The 18,262-nt window shown below is 71.3% G+C and carries 12 protein-coding genes; 7 read left to right on the top strand and 5 right to left on the bottom strand.

All coding sequences use genetic code 11. The features are described from left to right. Positions 1 to 83: 83 nt before the first annotated feature. Entirely contained in the window at positions 84 to 2,519 is a 2,436-nt protein-coding gene (locus ACZ6TD_RS07405; RefSeq protein WP_471351754.1) for a glycoside hydrolase family 65 protein, read from the top strand. A 38-nt stretch (positions 2,520 to 2,557) separates the two neighbouring features. Here ACZ6TD_RS07405 and ACZ6TD_RS07400 read toward each other — a convergent pair whose 3' ends face one another. Next, a complete protein-coding gene (locus ACZ6TD_RS07400; RefSeq protein ID WP_471351752.1) occupies positions 2,558 to 3,832 on the bottom strand; it encodes an SLC13 family permease in 1,275 nt (424 codons plus the stop codon). A 232-nt stretch (positions 3,833 to 4,064) separates the two neighbouring features. Between ACZ6TD_RS07400 and ACZ6TD_RS07395 the strand changes: the two genes are divergently transcribed. Then, complete coding sequence (locus ACZ6TD_RS07395) at positions 4,065 to 4,775, top strand: FadR/GntR family transcriptional regulator (protein WP_471351750.1); 711 nt, start codon at positions 4,065 to 4,067, stop codon at positions 4,773 to 4,775. A gap of 129 nt (positions 4,776 to 4,904) precedes the next feature. Next, positions 4,905 to 6,098 carry a S1 family peptidase gene (locus ACZ6TD_RS07390; protein ID WP_471351748.1) on the top strand — a complete coding sequence of 398 codons (1,194 nt, stop codon included), beginning with the start codon at positions 4,905 to 4,907 and terminating at the stop codon, positions 6,096 to 6,098. A 61-nt stretch (positions 6,099 to 6,159) separates the two neighbouring features. Here ACZ6TD_RS07390 and ACZ6TD_RS07385 read toward each other — a convergent pair whose 3' ends face one another. Continuing rightward, entirely contained in the window at positions 6,160 to 7,164 is a 1,005-nt protein-coding gene (locus tag ACZ6TD_RS07385; RefSeq protein WP_471351746.1) for a multicopper oxidase domain-containing protein, read from the bottom strand. Between the two features lie 223 nt (positions 7,165 to 7,387). On the opposite strand from ACZ6TD_RS07385, the gene ACZ6TD_RS07380 reads away from it, so the two are divergent. Both ACZ6TD_RS07380 and ACZ6TD_RS07375 read left to right on the top strand, forming a co-directional pair. Continuing rightward, on the top strand, positions 7,388 to 9,865 hold the full coding sequence (locus ACZ6TD_RS07380; RefSeq protein WP_471351745.1) for a ThuA domain-containing protein: 2,478 nt from the start codon (positions 7,388 to 7,390) through the stop codon (positions 9,863 to 9,865). A 62-nt stretch (positions 9,866 to 9,927) separates the two neighbouring features. Next, positions 9,928 to 12,081 (top strand): OmpL47-type beta-barrel domain-containing protein, encoded by a 2,154-nt coding sequence (locus ACZ6TD_RS07375; RefSeq protein ID WP_471357533.1) that lies wholly within the window; start codon positions 9,928 to 9,930, stop codon positions 12,079 to 12,081. 247 nt (positions 12,082 to 12,328) lie between these two features. Here the strand turns inward: ACZ6TD_RS07375 and recQ are convergent, their stop codons facing one another. Next, entirely contained in the window at positions 12,329 to 14,200 is a 1,872-nt protein-coding gene (gene recQ / locus ACZ6TD_RS07370; protein ID WP_471351744.1) for a DNA helicase RecQ, read from the bottom strand. Positions 14,201 to 14,358: 158 nt separating this feature from the next. On the opposite strand from recQ, the gene ACZ6TD_RS07365 reads away from it, so the two are divergent. Further along, positions 14,359 to 14,928: a snapalysin family zinc-dependent metalloprotease gene (locus tag ACZ6TD_RS07365; protein ID WP_471351743.1), complete on the top strand. Its 570-nt coding sequence runs from the start codon at positions 14,359 to 14,361 to the stop codon at positions 14,926 to 14,928. A gap of 101 nt (positions 14,929 to 15,029) precedes the next feature. On the opposite strand, the gene ACZ6TD_RS07360 is transcribed toward ACZ6TD_RS07365, so the two are convergent. Further along, the gene (locus tag ACZ6TD_RS07360; protein ID WP_471351741.1) at positions 15,030 to 15,827 is read right to left on the bottom strand and encodes a DeoR/GlpR family DNA-binding transcription regulator; all 798 of its coding nucleotides are present in this window, start codon (positions 15,825 to 15,827) and stop codon (positions 15,030 to 15,032) included. 198 nt (positions 15,828 to 16,025) lie between these two features. Here ACZ6TD_RS07360 and ACZ6TD_RS07355 point away from each other — a divergent pair, with 198 nt between their 5' ends. Then, on the top strand, positions 16,026 to 16,793 hold the full coding sequence (locus tag ACZ6TD_RS07355) for an HpcH/HpaI aldolase family protein (RefSeq protein ID WP_471351740.1): 768 nt from the start codon (positions 16,026 to 16,028) through the stop codon (positions 16,791 to 16,793). 27 nt (positions 16,794 to 16,820) lie between these two features. On the opposite strand, the gene ACZ6TD_RS07350 is transcribed toward ACZ6TD_RS07355, so the two are convergent. After that, entirely contained in the window at positions 16,821 to 18,191 is a 1,371-nt protein-coding gene (locus ACZ6TD_RS07350) for an NAD(P)/FAD-dependent oxidoreductase (protein WP_471351738.1), read from the bottom strand. Positions 18,192 to 18,262: the final 71 nt, after the last annotated feature.

The raw sequence follows: 18,262 nt of genomic DNA, 5'->3' as shown, positions 1-18,262 counted from the left end.
GCGCGGGGGGCGCGGCGCAGCCGGTGAAGCCCTCCGGCCGGGACCACAATGGGGGTGTCGAGGAGGAGAGCCGGTGAGCGGCCGTGTCGGACTGGGTGTGGGAGTACGAGGGCTACGAGCCCGCCGAGGAGCGGTTGCGGGAGTCGCTGTGCACGCTCGGCAACGGCTATGTCGCCACCCGGGGCGCGGCCCCCGAAACGGCCGCCGATGACACCCACTACCCCGGCACCTATGTGGCGGGCTGCTACAACCGGCTGACCTCGGTGATCGGCGGACGCCAGGTCGAGAACGAGGACATGGTCAACCTGCCGAACTGGCTGCCGCTGCGCTACCGCGTCCGCGACCCGGACCGGCCCGCGGGTCCCGGGGGCTGGCTCACCCCCGACGGGGACGAGCTCAGCGGCTACCGGCAGACCCTCGACCTCCGGCACGGCACCCTCATGCGGCGGCTGCGGTTCACCTACGGCGACGGCCGGGTGCTCCACGTCGAGCAGCAGCGCCTCGTCCACATGGGGGATCCGCATCTGGCGGCCCTGCGCACCACCTTCCGGGCCGAGGGCTGGTCCGGCACCGTCGAGCTGGAGTCGGGGCTCGACGGTGCCGTGGCCAACACCGGCGTGGCCCGCTACGACGCGCTGGCCGGCCGCCATCTCGTCGACCACCGCACCGGCGCCGCGGGCCCCGGCACCGTATGGCTGAGCTGCCGCACCACCAGCTCCGAGGTGCGGGTGGCCATGGCCGCGCGTACCCTGGCCGTCCGCGGCGGGACGCCCACCGGCACCGGGCAGCGGCTCACCCACAGCGCCGCGCTGCGCACCCTGGCCGTGCCGCTCGCGCCGGACGCTCCCGTCACCGTCGAGAAGACCGTGGCGCTCTACACCTCCAAGGACCCCGCGATCAGCGATCCGGCCCAGGCCGCCCTCGACGGGGTGGCCCGGGCGCCGGAGTTCGGGAAGCTGCTCTCCTCCCACCGCACCGCATGGGAACACCTGTGGCGCGAGGCGGCGTTGGAGGTCCCCGGCGAGCCGGGCCACATCCTTCGGCTGCACCTGTTCCACATCCTCCAGACGCTCTCGCCGCACACCGCGGAGCTGGACGTGGGCGTCCCCTCCCGGGGCTTGCACGGCGAGGCGTACCGCGGACATGTCTTCTGGGACGAGCTGTTCGTGCTGCCGTATCTGAACCTCCACTTCCCCGAGGTGTCCCGGGCCCTGCTGCACTACCGTCACCGGCGGCTGCCCCAGGCGTGCCGCGCCGCCGCGGACGCCGGCCGGGCCGGGGCGATGTACCCCTGGCAGAGCGGCAGCGACGGGCGCGAGGAGACCCAGATCCTGCATCTGAACCCGCGCTCCGGCCGCTGGCTGCCGGACCACTCCCGGCTCCAGCACCATGTGGGCTCGGCGGTGGCGTACAACGTGTGGCAGTACTGCCAGGCCAGCGGCGACACCGAATTCCTGCACACCAAGGGCGCGGAGATGCTGCTGCAGATCGCCCGCTTCTGGGCGGACACGGCCGTGTCCGATCCGGAGCGGGGGCGGTACCGCCTCCGCGGGGTGGTCGGGCCCGACGAGTACCACGACGGCTACCCCGGCACCGACCGCCCCGGCATCGACGACAACGCGTACACCAACGTGACCGCCGCCTGGGTGCTCGACCGGGCCCTGGAGCTCGCCCGCACCCTGCCAGAACCGCGCCGCCGCGCGCTGTTCGAGCGGGTGGGTCTGGACCGCGCGGAGCCGGAGCGCTGGGAGGACGTCTCACGGCGGTTGCTGGTCCCCTTCCACCGGGGCGTCATCAGCCAGTTCGACGGCTACGGGGAGCTGGCCGAGCTCGACTGGGACGGCTACCGCGCCCGCTACGACGACATCCGCCGGATGGACCGGATCCTGGAGTCCGAGGGCGACTCCGTCAACCGCTACCAGGTCTCCAAGCAGGCCGACGCGCTGATGCTCGGCTATCTCTTCGCCCCCGCCGAGCTGTCGGACCTCTTCCGGCGGCTCGGCTACGCCCTGGACGACGACATCTGGCGGGCCACCGTGGAGTACTACCTGTCCCGGACCAGCCACGGCTCGACCCTCAGCGAGCTGGTGCACGGCTGGGTGCTGGCGCGGGCGCGCCGGGCCGAGGCATGGCGGCACTTCCAGGAGGCGCTGCTCGGCGATGTGGCGGACGTCCAGGGCGGTACCACCGGCGAGGGCATCCACCTCGGCGCCATGGGCGGCACCCTCGATCTGGTGCAGCGCGGCCTGACCGGTCTTGAGACCCGGGAGGACGCCCTGTGGCTGGACCCGGTGCCGCTGCCCGAGCCGTCCGGGCTGCCAGGGTTGTCAGGGCTGTCGGAGTATCGGTTCTCGATGCGCTACCGCGGCCACTGGGGCGTCGCGCTGCGGGTGCGGGCCGGGCGGCTGTGGATCAGCGTGCCGGACTCCGAGGAGAGCCCGATCGAGGTGCGGCTCGCCGACCGTTCGCTGACCGTGGCCCCGGGCGAATCCCACTGGGTTCCGCTGCCACCGGGCTGAGTCCGCGTCTCCGCCCGGCCGGTTGCCCGTCGGCCCGCTCAGCCGAGGCCGGGGACCACCATCGCCAGCCAGACGACCGGCGGCACCGCGACCACCATGATCCCGCCGTAGATCATCAGCTGCCGGAAGAACCGGTCCCGGTCCACATCCGGCGCGTTGGCCAGCACCAGCGCGCCGTTGGTCGAGAAGGGGCTGACGTCGACGACGGTCGCCGAGACCGAGAGGGCCGCGATCATCCCCACCGCGCCGATGTCGCCCTGGGCGAGGAAGGGAACGGCGAGCGGGATCAGCGCGCCCATGATGCCCACCGAGGAGGCGAAGGCGGAGACGATCGCGCCGATGTAGCAGAGCAGCAGGGCGGCGAGCAGCGGAATCCCGATGTCGCTGACCGCCTTGCCCGCGTAAGTGATGGTGCCCATCTCGTCCAGCACCCCGACATAGGTGAGCACACCGCAGATCAGCAGCACGGTGGGCCAGGTGACCTCGTTCACCGCCTTCTTGCCGTGGTCCGGCCAGAACACGCTCAGGGCCACGGCGAGGGTGATCGACGTGAGCCCGGCGTCCAGGTCGAACGCGAGCACCGCGACCACCAGCGCCACCAGCGCGGCCAGCGTGGCGATACGGGCCGGGGTGAGACGGCCATCCGGGTCGGCCGGTGGCTCCTCCGCCCCGTCTTCCCGCTCCTCCCCGGCGGTGGCGACGGCGGTCCTGGGGAGCTTCAGCCCGCCGCAGACGACGAAGACGACGGCGGCGATGATCAGGTTGACCACCAGGCTCGCGAGGAACAGCGTGACCTCGTTGCCGGGGAGCTTCTCCCGGTCCACGATGCCGTTGACGATCGATCCGTAGATGCTGATCGGGGAGAAGCCACCGCCCTGGGAGCCGTGCACCACCATGGCACCCATCAGCAGCGGGCTGATCTGGTACCGCGCGGCGAACGAGAGTGCGAGCGGGGCGACGATCGCGACCGCCGCCGGGCTTACCGCCCCGATCGCGGTCAGCGCCCCGCTGACCGCGAACATCACCCACGGGATCAGCGCGACCCGCCCGCCCACCAGCCGGATCGAGGCGTGCACCAGCCAGTCCGTGGTGCCATTGGCGCGGGCGAGGGCGAACAGATACGTCACCCCCACCAGCACCACGAACAGATCGCCCGGGAACCCGGCGAAGATGTGGTCCGCGCTGAAGTCGGCGACCAGCTCGCCCACGCCGAAGGCGGCGGCGAAGGACAGGGCGCCCATGTTGATCGACCGGGTGGTGGCGATGACGAAGACCACCACCAGCACGAGTATCGAGATCAATTCGTCGGACATCGAGCGCTCCCGTCACGGGGACCCGGTCGGCGGACCGGGGACGGTCGGGCCAAGTGGCCTGCTGGCTGACTCACGTTGAGGGCCGGGCGGTTCGGCCGTCAAGACATCGGTGGCAGATTGGCTCAGCCAATTGACCAATGCTCCACCGGACCACACAACCACCACACCGCCCGGCCACCCGGTGCTACGCTGCGAATCGGGACCATCACAAACCGCGATGGGGGGAGCCCGAATGGTCGAGGACGCGCTGCGCCCGATGAGCCGTCAGCGCCTGTACGAGCAGGTGCTGGAGAGGCTGCGCGCCTACGTCGAGGAGGGCGGTCTGAAGGCGGGCGACCGGCTGCCCACCGAGCGCGAGCTGGCCCAGCGCCTCGGCATCAGCCGCGCCTCGGTCAAACAGGCCATCGTCGTCCTCGAGGTGCAGGGGCTCGTCGAGGTGCGCCAGGGCGGCGGGATGTGCCTGCTGCGCGACAGCCTCGACACCGAGCCCGTCGAGCGGCTGGTGGAGCGCCGCCGCAGACTGCCCGATGTGCTCGACGCCCGCGAGGCGTTGGAGACCAAGCTGGCCGAGCTCGCCGCCGAGCGCCGCACCGACGACGACCTCATCGCCCTCCAGCAGGCCCTGCACTGGATGGAGGACGAGATCGAGTCCGACCGCCACGGCGTCGAGGGCGACCGCCGCTTCCACGCCGCCGTCACCGCGGCCGCGCACAGCCCGCTGCTCGCCGAGTTCATGCGCTCGATCTCCGACCAGATCGCCGAGAGCCGCGAGGAGTCGCTGCGCCAGCCCGGCCGCCCCAGGCGTTCGCTCGCCCAGCACCAGCGCATCCTGGACGCCATCGCCGAGCGCCGCCCCAAGGCCGCCGCCGCGGCCATGCGCCGCCATGTCCGCACGGTCGCCCAGGTGCGGCTGCTCAACTGGAATCCGGACGAAGCCCCTTGAGCCCGTCGCGGCATCCTGCCCGACCGTGACCGATCACGGCTTTGGTCTGGACTTTCTCCGGTGGCTCGCTAGGCTCTGCGCGATCGACACGTGAAAGCGCTCTCACTGCCGAGCAGAAGGGGAACTTCCATGAGACGGAAGCCCGTTGTCCGTGCCGGACTGTCCGCACTTCTCGTCCTCGGCGCCCTCTCGGGCGCCGGCGGGGCCTTCTCGACCGCCGCCGCGGCATCCGGCGCCGACGCCCCCGCGGCGAAGCCCGCCGCCGCGTCGGCGCCGTCCGCCGGCCTCGTCCGCGCACTCGGCCGGGACCTCGGCCTGACCGCGGACCAGGCGCGGGAGCGGCTCGGCCAGGAGGCCGCCGCCATGAGGCTGGAGCCCAAGGCCAAGCGCGCCGCGGGCGCCTCCTACGGCGGCTCGTGGTTCGACACGGGCAGCGGGAAGCTGGTCGTCGGCGTCACCAGCGCCGAGCGGGCCGCGTCGGTACGGGCCACGGGCGTCACCACCCGGATCGTGAAGCACAGCGCCGAAGCACTCGACGCGGCCAAGGCGCGCCTGGACGAGAAGGCCCGGAAGCAGGCCGCCCCGGCCGGGGTGAGCAGTTGGAGCACCGACCCGCGGGCGGGCGCCGTCGTGGTCCGGGTCCGCGAGGGGCGCGAGGGCGACGCGGCCGTCCGCGCGTTCCTCCGCGAGGCGAAGCGCTCGGCCTCCGTCCCGGTCACCGTCGAGAAGGCCCCCGCCCAGGCGCCGACGACCTTCGCCGCCGGTACGGTCGGCGGCGACCCGTACTACACCGGCAACGTCCGCTGCTCCATAGGCTTCTCGGTCCAGGGCGGCTTCGTCACGGCCGGGCACTGCGGCCAGGCGGGGGGCTCCGTCAGCGGCTGGGACGGCTCGTACATCGGCAACTTCCAGGGCTCCTCCTTCCCCGGCAACGACTACGCCTACGTCAGCGTCGGCAGCGGCTGGTGGACCGTGCCGGTGGTGCTCGGCTGGGGCACCGTCCCCGACCAACTGGTCCGTGGCTCCGCCGAGGCCCCGATCGGCGCCTCCATCTGCCGCTCCGGCTCCACCACCCACTGGCACTGCGGCACGGTCCTGGCCAAGAACGAGACCGTGAACTACAGCCAGGGCGCCGTGTACCAGATGACCAAGACCAGTGTGTGCGCCGAGGGCGGCGACTCCGGCGGCTCGTTCATCAGCGGTGACCAGGCCCAGGGCGTGACCTCGGGCGGCTGGGGCAACTGCTCCAGCGGCGGCGAGACCTGGTACCAGCCGGTCAACGAGATCCTGTCGGTGTACGGCCTGCGGCTGCACACCGCCTGACGGGACGCGATACGGCGACGGGGCGGGCCCGGCGGCCCGCCCCGTCGTGTCGCTCCGGCGGCTACCCCGGGCGGTGCGCCGACAGCCGGTGCGGGTCGTAGCCGGGGATGGTGCCATCGGCCTTGGCGACCAGGAACAGCCCGGCCATGCCCATGTCGGAGTGGCTCTGGACATGGCAGTGGTACATCCAGGCGCCCGCGCCGACGTTCTCCCCGGCGATCACCTGGAAGCCGAAGGAGTCGGCGGGCCCGGTGATCTTGTTGTCGATGATCCGGCTCACATCGTCCGGGCCCTCCAGCAGTCCGGTGCGATTGTCCGCCCACCGGTGCCCGTGCATATGGAAGGTGTGGTAGTACTCGCCGTGGGTGATCATGATGATCTCGACGCGGTCGCCCACCGTGGCCCGGAACTCGGGGGCGTCATGCCCCGACTTGTTGTTGATCGTCATGTCGTTGAAGACGATCGTGAACTGCTTGTCCGGCAGGATGTCGCCCGCCCGCCGCACCACCACCGGTCCGTACAGCCCCTTCCGGAGGCCGCCGGTGCCGTGCGGGGTGCCCACCGCGTGGTCGTGGTAGTGCCAGTAGCCCGCGCTGCCCGGGCGCCAGGTGCCGTCGGCGCGCTTGCCCGGGACGTGGGTGCGCCAGGTGTAGGTGCGGGTGCCGCCCGGTTCCACGGCGCTGCGGTTGAGCTGGGTGCCGTCGCTGGCGACGTCGTAGTCCAGGCCGTGCACATGGAGGCTGGCCGTGACGTCCATGGTGTTCTCGAACTCGATGTGCAGGGTGTCGCCCTCGGTCAGCTCGATCAGCGGACCGGGGATGCTGGCCTTGCCCTTCTCGAGCCCGTACCCCATCTGGCCGTCCGGCAGCTTCTCCGCGTAGAGCTTGAGATGGCGGACCGCGCCGCCCGCGGCCGCCGTTTCGACCCCGCCGGACGGGGCCTTCGGCGCCTTGGCGGCGGCGGGGGAGGTGAGGGTCAGCGGTCCGACGGCCGCGGCGGCCGCGCCGCCGGTGAAGAGCCGTCTGCTGAGACCGCGTCTGGAGGTGGAGCCGGGTGCGTCGCTCATCGTTCTCCCAAATCGCTGTGGATCCCCTGCCGTTGACGATGCGCAGATGCCCCGGGGTGCTTTCACGGTAGCCGGGGGATCCTCGTTCATCCACACTCAGGACAAAGTTCGTTGAGTTGCGGTCATAGCTATTGGCGACTTGCGAAAAGCCGTCTAGCTTCCTTCAGCGGTGTTATCGGTACGTGAGAGGGATGGGTGACCAATGCGGGACATACCGTACCAAATGCCCTCAAAGAGGAGAGGGCTGACAGTCGGTCGGCTGCGAAGGAGACGTGCGGGGGTGGCGGCCCTGCTCTTCGGCGCCCTCACCGCGACCCTGCTCGGCGGGACCCCCGCCAGCGCCCGGCCCGAGGATCGTGCGCCACTCACGCTGCCGTCGCCGCCCGGCGGTGACAACGTCCGGGTCCTGGTGTTCCACGGCTCGGCGGGGGACGAGCCCGCCACGGTGAACGCGGGCATCGAGGCCATCGAGCGGATCGGCAACCAGGGACCCGCGGCGACCCGGTTCACCGTCGACGCCACCGCCGACGCCTCGGTCTTCACCAAGCCCCGGCTCGGCAAGTACAACGCCGTGGTCTTCCTGACCGGCGCCGGCGATGTGCTCGACCCCGAGCAGGAAGCGGGGCTCGAGGCGTACATGGAGGCGGGCGGCGGCTTCCTCGGCATCCGTGACGCGGCCCGCAACGAGCCGTACTCCGACTGGTTCACCGGGCTGATCGGCGCCCGCCCGGCCGCCGGCGGCCCGGCCACCGCCCAGCGCGCCGTGGTGGAGGTCGGCGACCGCGTCCACCCGGCCACCAAGGAGCTGCCGCTGGAGTGGAAGCGCACCGACACCTGGCTCAACTGGAAGAACAACCCCTCCGGCACGGTGCACACCGTGGCCCGGGTCCGCGAGTCCAGCTACCAGCCGGGCGCGGGCGCCAACGGCGCGGACCACCCGATCTCCTGGTGCCGTGACTACGACGGCGGCCGCTCCTTCTACACCGGTATGGGCGGCACGGTGGCCACCTTCCAGGAGACCGACTTCCGCGCCCATCTGCGCGGCGCGTTGCTGTGGACCACCCGCCTCTCCCGCGCCGACTGCAAGGCCACCATCAACGCGAACTACAAGGCCGAGCGCGTCACCAAGCCCAATCAGCCGGGCCAGTCCGACCAGATCGGCGAGCCGCACGGCCTCGTCGTCGCGGGGGACGGCCGGGTGCTGTACATCGGCCGGGGCGGCGGTGACAACAGCGCGCCCGTGGTCACCGACTGGAACGACCCGGAGATCGGCAAGGGCCAGGGCCAGATCCACGTCTACGACCCGGCCACCGGCAAGGTGACGCTCGCGGGTGCCGTGACCGTCTTCGGCAACAAGGGCGGCGGCGATGAGCTGATCAAGAACGAGGAGGGGCTGCTCGGCATCGAACTGGACCCGGACTTCCTCACCAACGGCTGGGTGTATCTGCACTACACCCCGCACTCCCGGATCAACCGGGACACCCAGATGGCCGAGCGCCGCGTCTCCCGGTTCACCCTGGACCTGAAGAGCAACAAGCTGGACCTGGGCTCGGAGAAGGTCCTGCTCTCCTGGCCGGTCCAGATCCACAGTTGCTGCCACGCGGGCGGCGGGATGAGCTGGGACTCCAAGGGCAACCTCTACATCGCCACCGGGGACAACAACTCCTCCCAGTTCAGTGACGGCTACTCCGGCAACAACCCGCAGCCGAACTACAAGGGCGTCTCCTTCGCCGACGCCCGCCGCACCGCGGGCAACACCCACAACCTCAACGGCAAGATCCTGCGGATCCACCCCGAGGACGACGGCACCTACACCCTCCCCGAGGGCAATCTCTTCACCGGCAAGGAGCCCGACGAGGGCGGGGGCAAGACCCGTGGCGAGATCTATGTGATGGGGGTGCGCAACCCGGCCAGGATCTTCGTGGACCAGAAGACCGACATCCTCTACGCGGGCTGGGTCGGCCCGGACGCGGGCGAGCCCAGCACCACCTGGGGCCCGGCCAAGTACGACACCTTCGCCGCCATCACCAAGGCGGGCAACCACGGCTGGCCGTTCTGCATGGGCAACAAGCAGCCCTACCGGGACCGCAATCTGCCCGACCCCAGCAAGCCGCTGGGCTGGTACGACTGCGACCACCCCAAGAACGAGTCACCCAACAACGACGGTCTGGTGAACCTGCCGCCCATCACCGGGAACACCATCTGGTACTCGCCCCAGGGCGGCGCCCCCGACTATCCGCGGGACGCGAACGGCATCCCCAGCTACAAGGTGTCGGAGGCCAAGTACCTGCTGCCGTGGCTCAAGGGCGGCGGCCAGGCCACCATGAACGGCCCGGTCTACCGGTACGACGCCACCAGTGACAGCACCACCAAATGGCCCCAGTACTGGGACGGCAAGTGGTTCGTCGGCGACTTCTACGACGCCGACCAGCCGCGCCACGCGGTGGTGACCGACCCGAAGACCGTCGGCAAGGGCGGGCTGCCGGTGCACGCCGAATCCCTCAAGAAGATCATCCCGGTGGGCGCCGACGGCATCCGCAACCTCATGGACTGGAAGTTCGCCCCGGACGGCTCGCTCTACGTCCTCGACTACGGGCGCGGCTTCTTCACCTCCGACTCCAAGTCGGCGCTGTGGCACATCACGTACACCGGCGGCGAGCCCACTCCGCTCGCCCAGGATCTGGCCAGGAAGGCGGAGTGACCGTGAAGCGAAGGCGCCCCAAACCCATCAGACCCTGGTTGCCGCTGCTCGCCGCGCTGCTCATGGTCCTCGGGCTGAGCTCGGCGACGGCGACGGTGGCCTACGGGCAGGACGACACCCGGCAGGCCGCCCAGCAGACCCTCACCTGGACCGCGGGTGACGACATCACCAAGTACACCTCGGCGCCCACCACGGCGGTCGCCGGGAAGGCCACCATCGTCTTCGAGAACAGCACGGCCACCGGCAACACCATGGGGATGCCGCACACCCTGACGTTCGATGTCTCCGACCCGGAGTACAACAACGACGTCCCGCTGAACATCCTCGCCAATCCCTCGGACGACAGCGGCGGCAAGCACACCGCCGAGGTCACCCTCAGCCCCGGCCGCTACCGCTACCACTGCACCATCCCCGGCCACGGCCAGATGCAGGGCATCCTGGTGGTCACCGACGGCGGCGGGGGCGAGGACACCACCGCGCCCGAGGTCTCGGCGAAGGTCGAGGGCGAACGAGACGCGGACGGCGCGTACATCGGGATGGCCACCGTCAGCGTGTCCGCCACCGACGAGGGCTCAGGCGTGGACCGGATCGAGTTCGCCGAAGGCGACGGGGCGTTCCAGCCCTACACCGCCCCGGTGATGGTCCACCAGGTCGGGCAGCACACCATCCGCTACCGGGCCGTGGACAAGGCGGGGAACGTGTCGGAGGTGAAGTCGGTGGACTTCCGCCTGGTGGCGCCGCCGACGGACGACACCACACCGCCGGAGACCTCCGCCACCGTCTCCGGTGAGAAGGACCCGTCCGGTGCGTACATCGGCATGGCCACCGTGACCATCACCGCCTCCGACACCGGCTCCGGGGTCAACCGGATCGACTACGCCCTGGGCCAGGGGGAGTTCCAGCCCTACACCGGTCCGGTGATGGTCCATGACGCGGGCGCGCACACGGTGCGCTTCCGGGCGGGGGACAAGGCGGGGAATGTGTCCCAGGTGAAGTCGGTGGACTTCCGCGTCGTGGTCCCGCCGGCCGAGGACACCATCCCCCCGGTGACCTCCGCGCAGGTCGACGGCACGAAGAACTCCGACGGCGCCTATGTGGGCAGCGCCAAGGTCACGCTCACCGCCGCGGACGACGACTCCGGGGTGGAGAAGGTCGAGTACTCCCTGGACAGCGGTCCGTACCTCGCCTACGCCACCCCCGTGGTGGTGGACCGGGTGGGGCGTCACACCGTGGCGTACCGCGCCACCGACAAGGCGGGCAACACCTCCGAGGCGCAGGCGATCGCGTTCACCGTGGCCGCGGGCGGTGGGGTGCCCGCACCCGCGTGTCCGGAGTGGGACGAGCGCCTCACGGTGATCGTCGGCACGGTGGACACCGGCGTCCCCAACCGCATCACCCGCAGCCGCTGCACCATCAATGAGCTGATCGAGGACGAGAAGGACTGGTCCTCCCACGCCCTCTTCCTCAAGCACGTCACCGCCGTCACCGACAAGCTGCTCGCCGACGGCGTCATCGACCAGCGCGAGTACCGGGCGATCAACAAGGCGGCCAAGCAGTCCGGGATCGGCAAGCCCGGTCAGGACGAGGGCTACCGCCCGCTGTTCGACGGCACCAAGAAGTCCTTCGAGAAGTGGCAGCACGTGGGTGGCGGGGCCTTCGGTCTCAACGACGACGGCAGCATCACCAGCAGCACCTCGGTCGAGGGCATGGGCATGCTGTGGTTCCCGCAGCGGACGTACGACGACTTCTCGCTGAAGCTCCAGTTCCGCGATGACGCACCCGGGACGGGCAATGCCAATGGAGGTGTCTTCGTGCGCTTCCCGTACGTCCATGACCACCCCGAGGAGTCCCGTCCGGAGTGGGTCGCCATCAAGTACGGGCACGAGGTGCAGATCCTCGACCGCCCGGACGGCGATATGTACAAGACCGGATCGATCTACGGTTTCGACCGGGTCGGGCTGGCCGGGGCGGGGGTCACTCCCAAGGGCAGCTGGAACGACTATGAGATCCGGGTGGTCGGTCAGCACTTCTCGATCTACCGCAACGGTGTGCTGCTCAATGAGTTCGAGAACACCGGCGGCCAGGAGTTCACCCCGCCGCGCTCGGACGACCCCGGCACGGACGGCCGTCGGTACTCCTCCGGATACATCGGTCTCCAGGTCCACAGCACCGATGATGTGATCTCCTACCGCGACATCCGCATCAAGGAGCTGTAGGGACCGCCTCGTACGGCATGAGGAACGGCGCGAGGGTGAGTGGCCGCCGGAGCACCCCAGTCCCCGGCGGCCACGGACCATGGGCCACGGGCCACGGGCCCTGACGTTACCTCAGGTAACACCCGTCGGTAACCCCTGTGCTCCAGGCATGCCAAACCCCCGCTCCCGGCTTGCGGAAGCGGGGGTTTGACGTATCGTCAGCAGATTGGCGGGCCGCCGCGGGCTCGAGGTGGGCCGCACCGGCTCGTCAGGAGGCCAGGGTGTCCAGAATCCCCTGCCCGTACTTCACCAGCTTGTTCTCGCCGACCCCACTCACCGTGCCGAGCTCCTCGAGCGTGGCCGGGGCACGGGTCGCGATCTCGCGCAGGGTGGCGTCGTGGAAGACCACATACGCGGGGACGCCCTGCTCCTTCGCGGTCGCCGCACGCCAGGCGCGCAGCCGCTCGAAGACCGGCACGGCCTCCTCGGGCAGATCCACCGGGGCCTTCTTGGCCTTCCCCGAGGCCCCCGTCTTCCCCGCCGCGGTGCGCGACGCCTTCTCCGGCTCGCGCCGCAGCCTGACCTCGCGCTGCCGGCCCAGCACCTCCGCGCTCGCGTCGGTGAGCACCAGCGTGCCGTAGTCCCCCTCGACGCCGAGCAGGCCCTGGGCCAGCAACTGCCGTACCACACCGCGCCATTCGGCCTCGCGTAGCTCGGTGCCGATGCCGAACACCGAGAGCGCGTCATGGTCGAACTGGATGACCTTGGCCGTCTTCTTGCCGAGCAGGATGTCGATGATCTGCCCCGCGCCGAACTTCTGGTTGCGCTCCCGCTTGAGCCGCACCACCGTGGACAGCAGCTTCTGCGCGGGGATGGTGCCGTCCCAGGACTCCGGGGGCGTGAGGCAGGTGTCGCAGTTGCCGCAGGGGGTGGACTTCTGGCCGAAGTACGCCAGCAGCCCCACCCGGCGGCACTCCACCGTCTCGCACAGCGCCAGCATCGCGTCGAGATGGGCGCCGAGGCGGCGCCGATGGGTGTCGTCGCCCTCGGAGGTGTCGATCATCTTCCGCTGCTGGACCACGTCCTGGAGTCCGTACGCCAGCCATGCGGTGGAGGGCTGTCCATCACGCCCGGCCCGGCCGGTCTCCTGGTAGTAGCCCTCCACGGACTTGGGCAGGTCCAGATGGGCCACGAACCGCACATCGGGCTTGTCGATCCCCATCCCGAACGCGATCGTGGCCACCACGACCAGACCGTCCTCGCGCAGGAAGCGCGCCTGGTGCTCGGCGCGGGTCCGCGCGTCCAGCCCGGCGTGGTACGGCACCGCGTCGATGCCCTGGGCCACCAGGAACTCGGCCGTCTTCTCCACCGAGGAGCGGGAGAGGCAGTAGACGATCCCCGCCTCGCCCGGGTGCTCGGTGCGCAACAGCTCCAGCAGTTGCTTCTTCGGCTCGTTCTTGGGGGCGATCCGGTACTGGATGTTCGGGCGGTCGAAACTGGCCACGAAGTGCAGCGCGTCCTGGAGCTTCAGCCGGGACGCGATCTCGGCGTGGGTGGCCTCGGTGGCGGTCGCGGTCAGCGCGATCCGGGGCACGGTGGGCCAGCGCTCGTGCAGCTCGGACAGGGCCAGGTAGTCGGGCCGGAAGTCGTGCCCCCACTGGGCCACACAGTGTGCCTCGTCGATGGCGAACAGCGAGACCTGGCCCCGGTCCAGCAGCCGCAGCGTGGACTCGACCCGCAGCCGCTCCGGGGCGAGATAGAGCAGATCCAGCTCGCCCGCGAGGAATTCGGCCTCGACCATCCGCCGCTCGTCCAGGTCCTGGGTGGAGTTGAGGAACCCGGCCCGCACCCCGAGGTTCCGCAGCGCGTCGACCTGGTCCTGCATCAGCGCGATCAGGGGGGAGACGACGACGCCGACGCCCTTCCGCACCAGCGCCGGGATCTGGTAGCACAGCGATTTGCCACCGCCGGTCGGCATGAGGACGAGCGCGTCACCACCGGCCACCACATGGTCGATGATCTCCTGCTGCCCTCCCCGGAACGAGTCGTAACCGAAGACGCGGTGCAGAACGCCGAGCGCCTCGCTCGTCTCGGGGCCGGGCGCGTCGCTCATGTCGGGGCCGGTGTCGGGGAGAGCCATCCGGCGATTCTAGGGTGCCGGGAGGTACTCGCGGTGACCACCTGTGGACAACCGGCCGGATGAGAGAAGGTGGGCGGGCACAGTGGCCGACGAGACGGCGACATGCCATGCTCATGCCCACTTGCTCCGTCCATCCTTCCCCCACGAGGAGGCCGATCGTGAGATCCAGCACGTTCGTACGCGCCTTACCCGCCGCGGTGACGGCGGTGCTCGCCCTGACGGCCGGACAGGCCGTGGCCGCCCCCGCCTCCGCCGCCCCGGCGGAGCACACCGCCGCCGCGCGGACGGTGACGTACGACGCCAGCGGGGCCGCCGAGTTCAAGGACGCCGTGGCCAAGGGCGCGGCGATCTGGAACCAGAGCGTGGTCAACGTCCAGCTGAAGCCGGCCACGTCCGGGCAGCGGGCCAACGTCCGCATCATCGCGGACAACGGCTGGCCCCGCACCCTCTCGACCGGTCTGGGCAGCGGCACGATCTACTTCGGCCGCCAGGCCGTCGACGAGGGCTACAACACGGTGCGGATCTCCTCGCACGAGCTCGGCCACATCCTCGGCCTGCCGGACATGAAGCCGGGGCCGTGCTCGAGCCTGATGTCCGGCTCCACCGCCGGGGTCTCCTGCACCAACCCCAACCCGAACGCCGCCGAGAAGGCCGAGGTCGAGGACAGCTTCGGCCTCGTGGGCGCGGGCGCGACGGCCGCGGCCGCGCCGCGGATGTACCGGGACTGACCCGAGCGGGCCAGGTACACCGGGACTGACCCGAGCGGGCCGGGAGCACGGCTCCCGGCCCCTCACCCCGTCGCCGCCACCGTGGCCGTGGAGGTGCGCCGTCAGACGATGATCACCTCGGTGTCGGGCAGCGCCCGGAAGGGGCCGAGCTGGTCATCGGTGGCGTCGCTGTCGGTGACCAGCGTCCACGGCCGGTCCAGCGGGGCCCAGGCGGTGAACGGGGACTGGCCCAGCTTGCTGCTGTCGGCGAGGACGTACACCTCCTTGCCGCGGTCGGCCATCATCTCCTTGAGCGAGGTCTGCTGGAGGCTCGCCTCGCAGATCCCCAGCCGCGCGTCCAGCCCGTCGGCGCCGAGGAACACCTTGTCCGCGGTCAGCCGGGACAGGGTCAGTTCGGCGAGCGGCCCGACGAAGCCCTGGCTGACGTGGCGCAGGGTCCCGGCGAGGGTGATCAGCTCGACGCCGTCCGCCTCGGCCAGCTCGCGCAGCGCGGTGAGCCCGCAGGTGATCACGGTCAGGTCGCTGCGGGCGCGCAGATGGTGGGCGAGCCGTCCGGTGGTGGTGCCGGCGTCGAGGATGACGGTGTCGCCCGGCCCGATCCGCGCGGCCGCCCATCGCCCTATGCGGTCCTTCTCGGCGACCGCGAGCCCGCTGCGCTGCCCGAGGGTGGGCTCGGCGGTGTGACCGGCGCTCATCGCGCCGCCGTAGGTGCGGGCGATGGCGCCCTGTTCGGTGAGGAGCGCGAGATCCCGGCGGATGGTGGAGGGTGTCACCTCCAGCGAGCGGGCCAGTTCCTCCACGACGACCGTGCCATCGGTCTGGATCATTCGGGCGATCAGTTCCCGGCGGTCCCCGGCGCGCAGCCGTCTGCGCTCCTCCGCCCCGGCCCCCTGACGCATCGCGGCCCCCATCCTTCCGTAACTCTGCGCGACTCTGCGCAGCCCTGAGCAACCCTATCAGTCTGCGCATTTCGCGCTGATTCCTCGCGGAAAATGCGCAGTCACTTGCGTGTTACGTGCAATCGTGCGAGCGTGCCGCTCATAACGCGCATGGAGCGAAGAGGCCGCACAACTCGCCGAAGGAGAGAAGCTGACAGCATGAACACTTCCCCCGCCGACTTCGCGGCCCGGCTGCGCGCACGCCAGCGGATCATCGGCTACTGGGTCGTCCTCGACAATCCCGTCGGCACCGAGCGCCTGGCCGGGCTCGGCTACGACTACATCTGCGTCGACGCCCAGCACGGCCTCCTCGACTACAAGGGCACCCTCGGCGCGATGACCGCCATCGACGCCCGCGGCACCGCCGCCGGTATGGTGCGCGTCCCGGGCAACGACGGCTTCTGGATCGGCCAGGCCCTCGACGCCGGCGCCCGCGGGGTGATCGTCCCGCTGGTCAACACCGCCGAGGAGGCGGCCGCCGCGGTGAGCTACTGCCGCTACCCCCCGCTCGGAGTGCGCTCCTACGGCCCGATGCGCGCGGGTCTGCGCGTCGGCCCCGCCCCGGCGGAGTCCAACCGGCAGGTGGCCTGCGTCGTGATGATCGAGACGGCCCAGGCGCTGGCCAACACCACGGAGATCTGCGCCACGGACGGGCTCGACGGCGTCTACATCGGCCCCTCCGACCTCACCATCGCGCTCGGCGGCCGCACCTCGACGGACACCTCGGTGGCGGAGAAGTTCGACGCGGCGCTGGCGAAGGTCGCCGAGGAGGCCCGGACCGCGGGCATCGCCGCCGGTATCCACTGCCCCGACGGGGCCACGGCCGCCAAGCGCCTGGCCCAGGGCTTCACCTTCGCCACGGTCAGCAGCGACCTGGCCCACCTGGAGCAGGCGGCGGCCGCGCATCTGCGCGACGCGACCGGCTGAGCGCACCCTCCCGGGCACTTTCCCGGGTCAGCTCTCCACACGCAGCGGCGGGTCCGTCAGGCCCCGGGCCCTCGGCAGCAGCACCGTCCGCAGGGCGACCCCGGGGGACAGCAGCCGGGACGGCCCCGCGGCCAGATAGATGACGTCGCGGAACGCCGCTCCGACCACCCGGTCGACCGACGCCCGGTCCGCCAGCCGCCCGACGTACCAGCTCCGCAGCCGCTCCGCCGCCCCCGGTGGCGTGGCGTCCCCGTCCGTGGCGTACGGGCGGTCCGCGCCGACGGCGGTCAGCCAGGCGGTGTCGCCCGCCCGGGCCACGGCGCGCTGCGCCGCGGCCGCGAAACCGGGCCGCAGGCCCCCCTCGGCCAGGCAGCGGCGCAGGGCCAGCCCGCTGAGGGCGGCCACCGCCATGCCCTGGCCGTAGACCGGGTTGAAGGTGCAGGCGGCGTCCGAGACCGCGAGGAACCCCTCCGGCACCCCGCCCGGGACGTCGTAGTGGCGGCGGCGGTTGGAGGTGTCGCGGAACCCGTACGGCGGGGACACCGGCTCACAGGTCAGCAGATGCTCGTACAGCGCGGGCTCGCCCAGGGACTTGACGAAACCGGGCACCTTCGAGCCCTCGGTCGGCGGATGGTGACCGCGCACACCGCCCAGCGTCAGCAGCCAGGTGCCCCCTTCGACCGGGGACCACGCCGCACCGCGCGGACAGTCCGGACGCGGCTGGACGACCATCGCCATGTCCAGCGGTTCGGCGGGCCGGAACTCTTGGGTGCAGTAGCCGATCCCGGCGTCGACGACCTCCTCGCGCGGCGCCGGAGCGCCCAGCTCCGCCAGCCACTTGGGGGCGCGCGAGCCGCGCCCCGAGGCGTCGACGACCAGATCGGCGGGCAACTCCCGCTCGGCGCGTCCGGCGTCCCGCGCCCGCACCCGTACGCCGGTCACCCGGTCCGCCCCGCCGAGTAACCCGATGGCCTCGGTGCCCTGGAGCACCTCCACCCGGGTCCCGGACCCCTCGGCCTCGGCGAGCACCCGCGCCCGTACGGTGGCGTCGAACAGCGCCCGGGTGCAGCTTGTGGTGGCGTGTCTGCCCTCGTGGAAGCGGCGCTGCCAGCCGTTGCCACCCTTGGTGATCACATCGCGGGGCGCCTCCAGGCGGTGCGCGCCCGCCGCCTCCAACTCGCCGTTCAGCCCGGGGAACAGCTCCTCCAGGGCGCGCCGCCCGCCGCTGAGGAAGACATGCAGATGGCGGCCCTGGGGCACGCCCTTGCGGAAGGCGGGCCGGTCCGGGTAGCGGTCGCGCTCCACCAGGGTGACCGTGTCGACGTGGCCGAGGAGCGCGCCCGCGGCCAGCGTGCCCGCGAGACCCCCGCCCACCACCACCGCGTCGCCCTTGCCCATGTGCCCGCCCCTCCCGCCGACCGTGATCGATAACGGCCCAAGCCTGGTGCTCCGGGCTTGGGCCGTCAACC

It is taken from the genome of Streptomyces yongxingensis (assembly GCF_055597465.1).
This window is presented reverse-complemented; position numbering and strand designations above follow the sequence as displayed.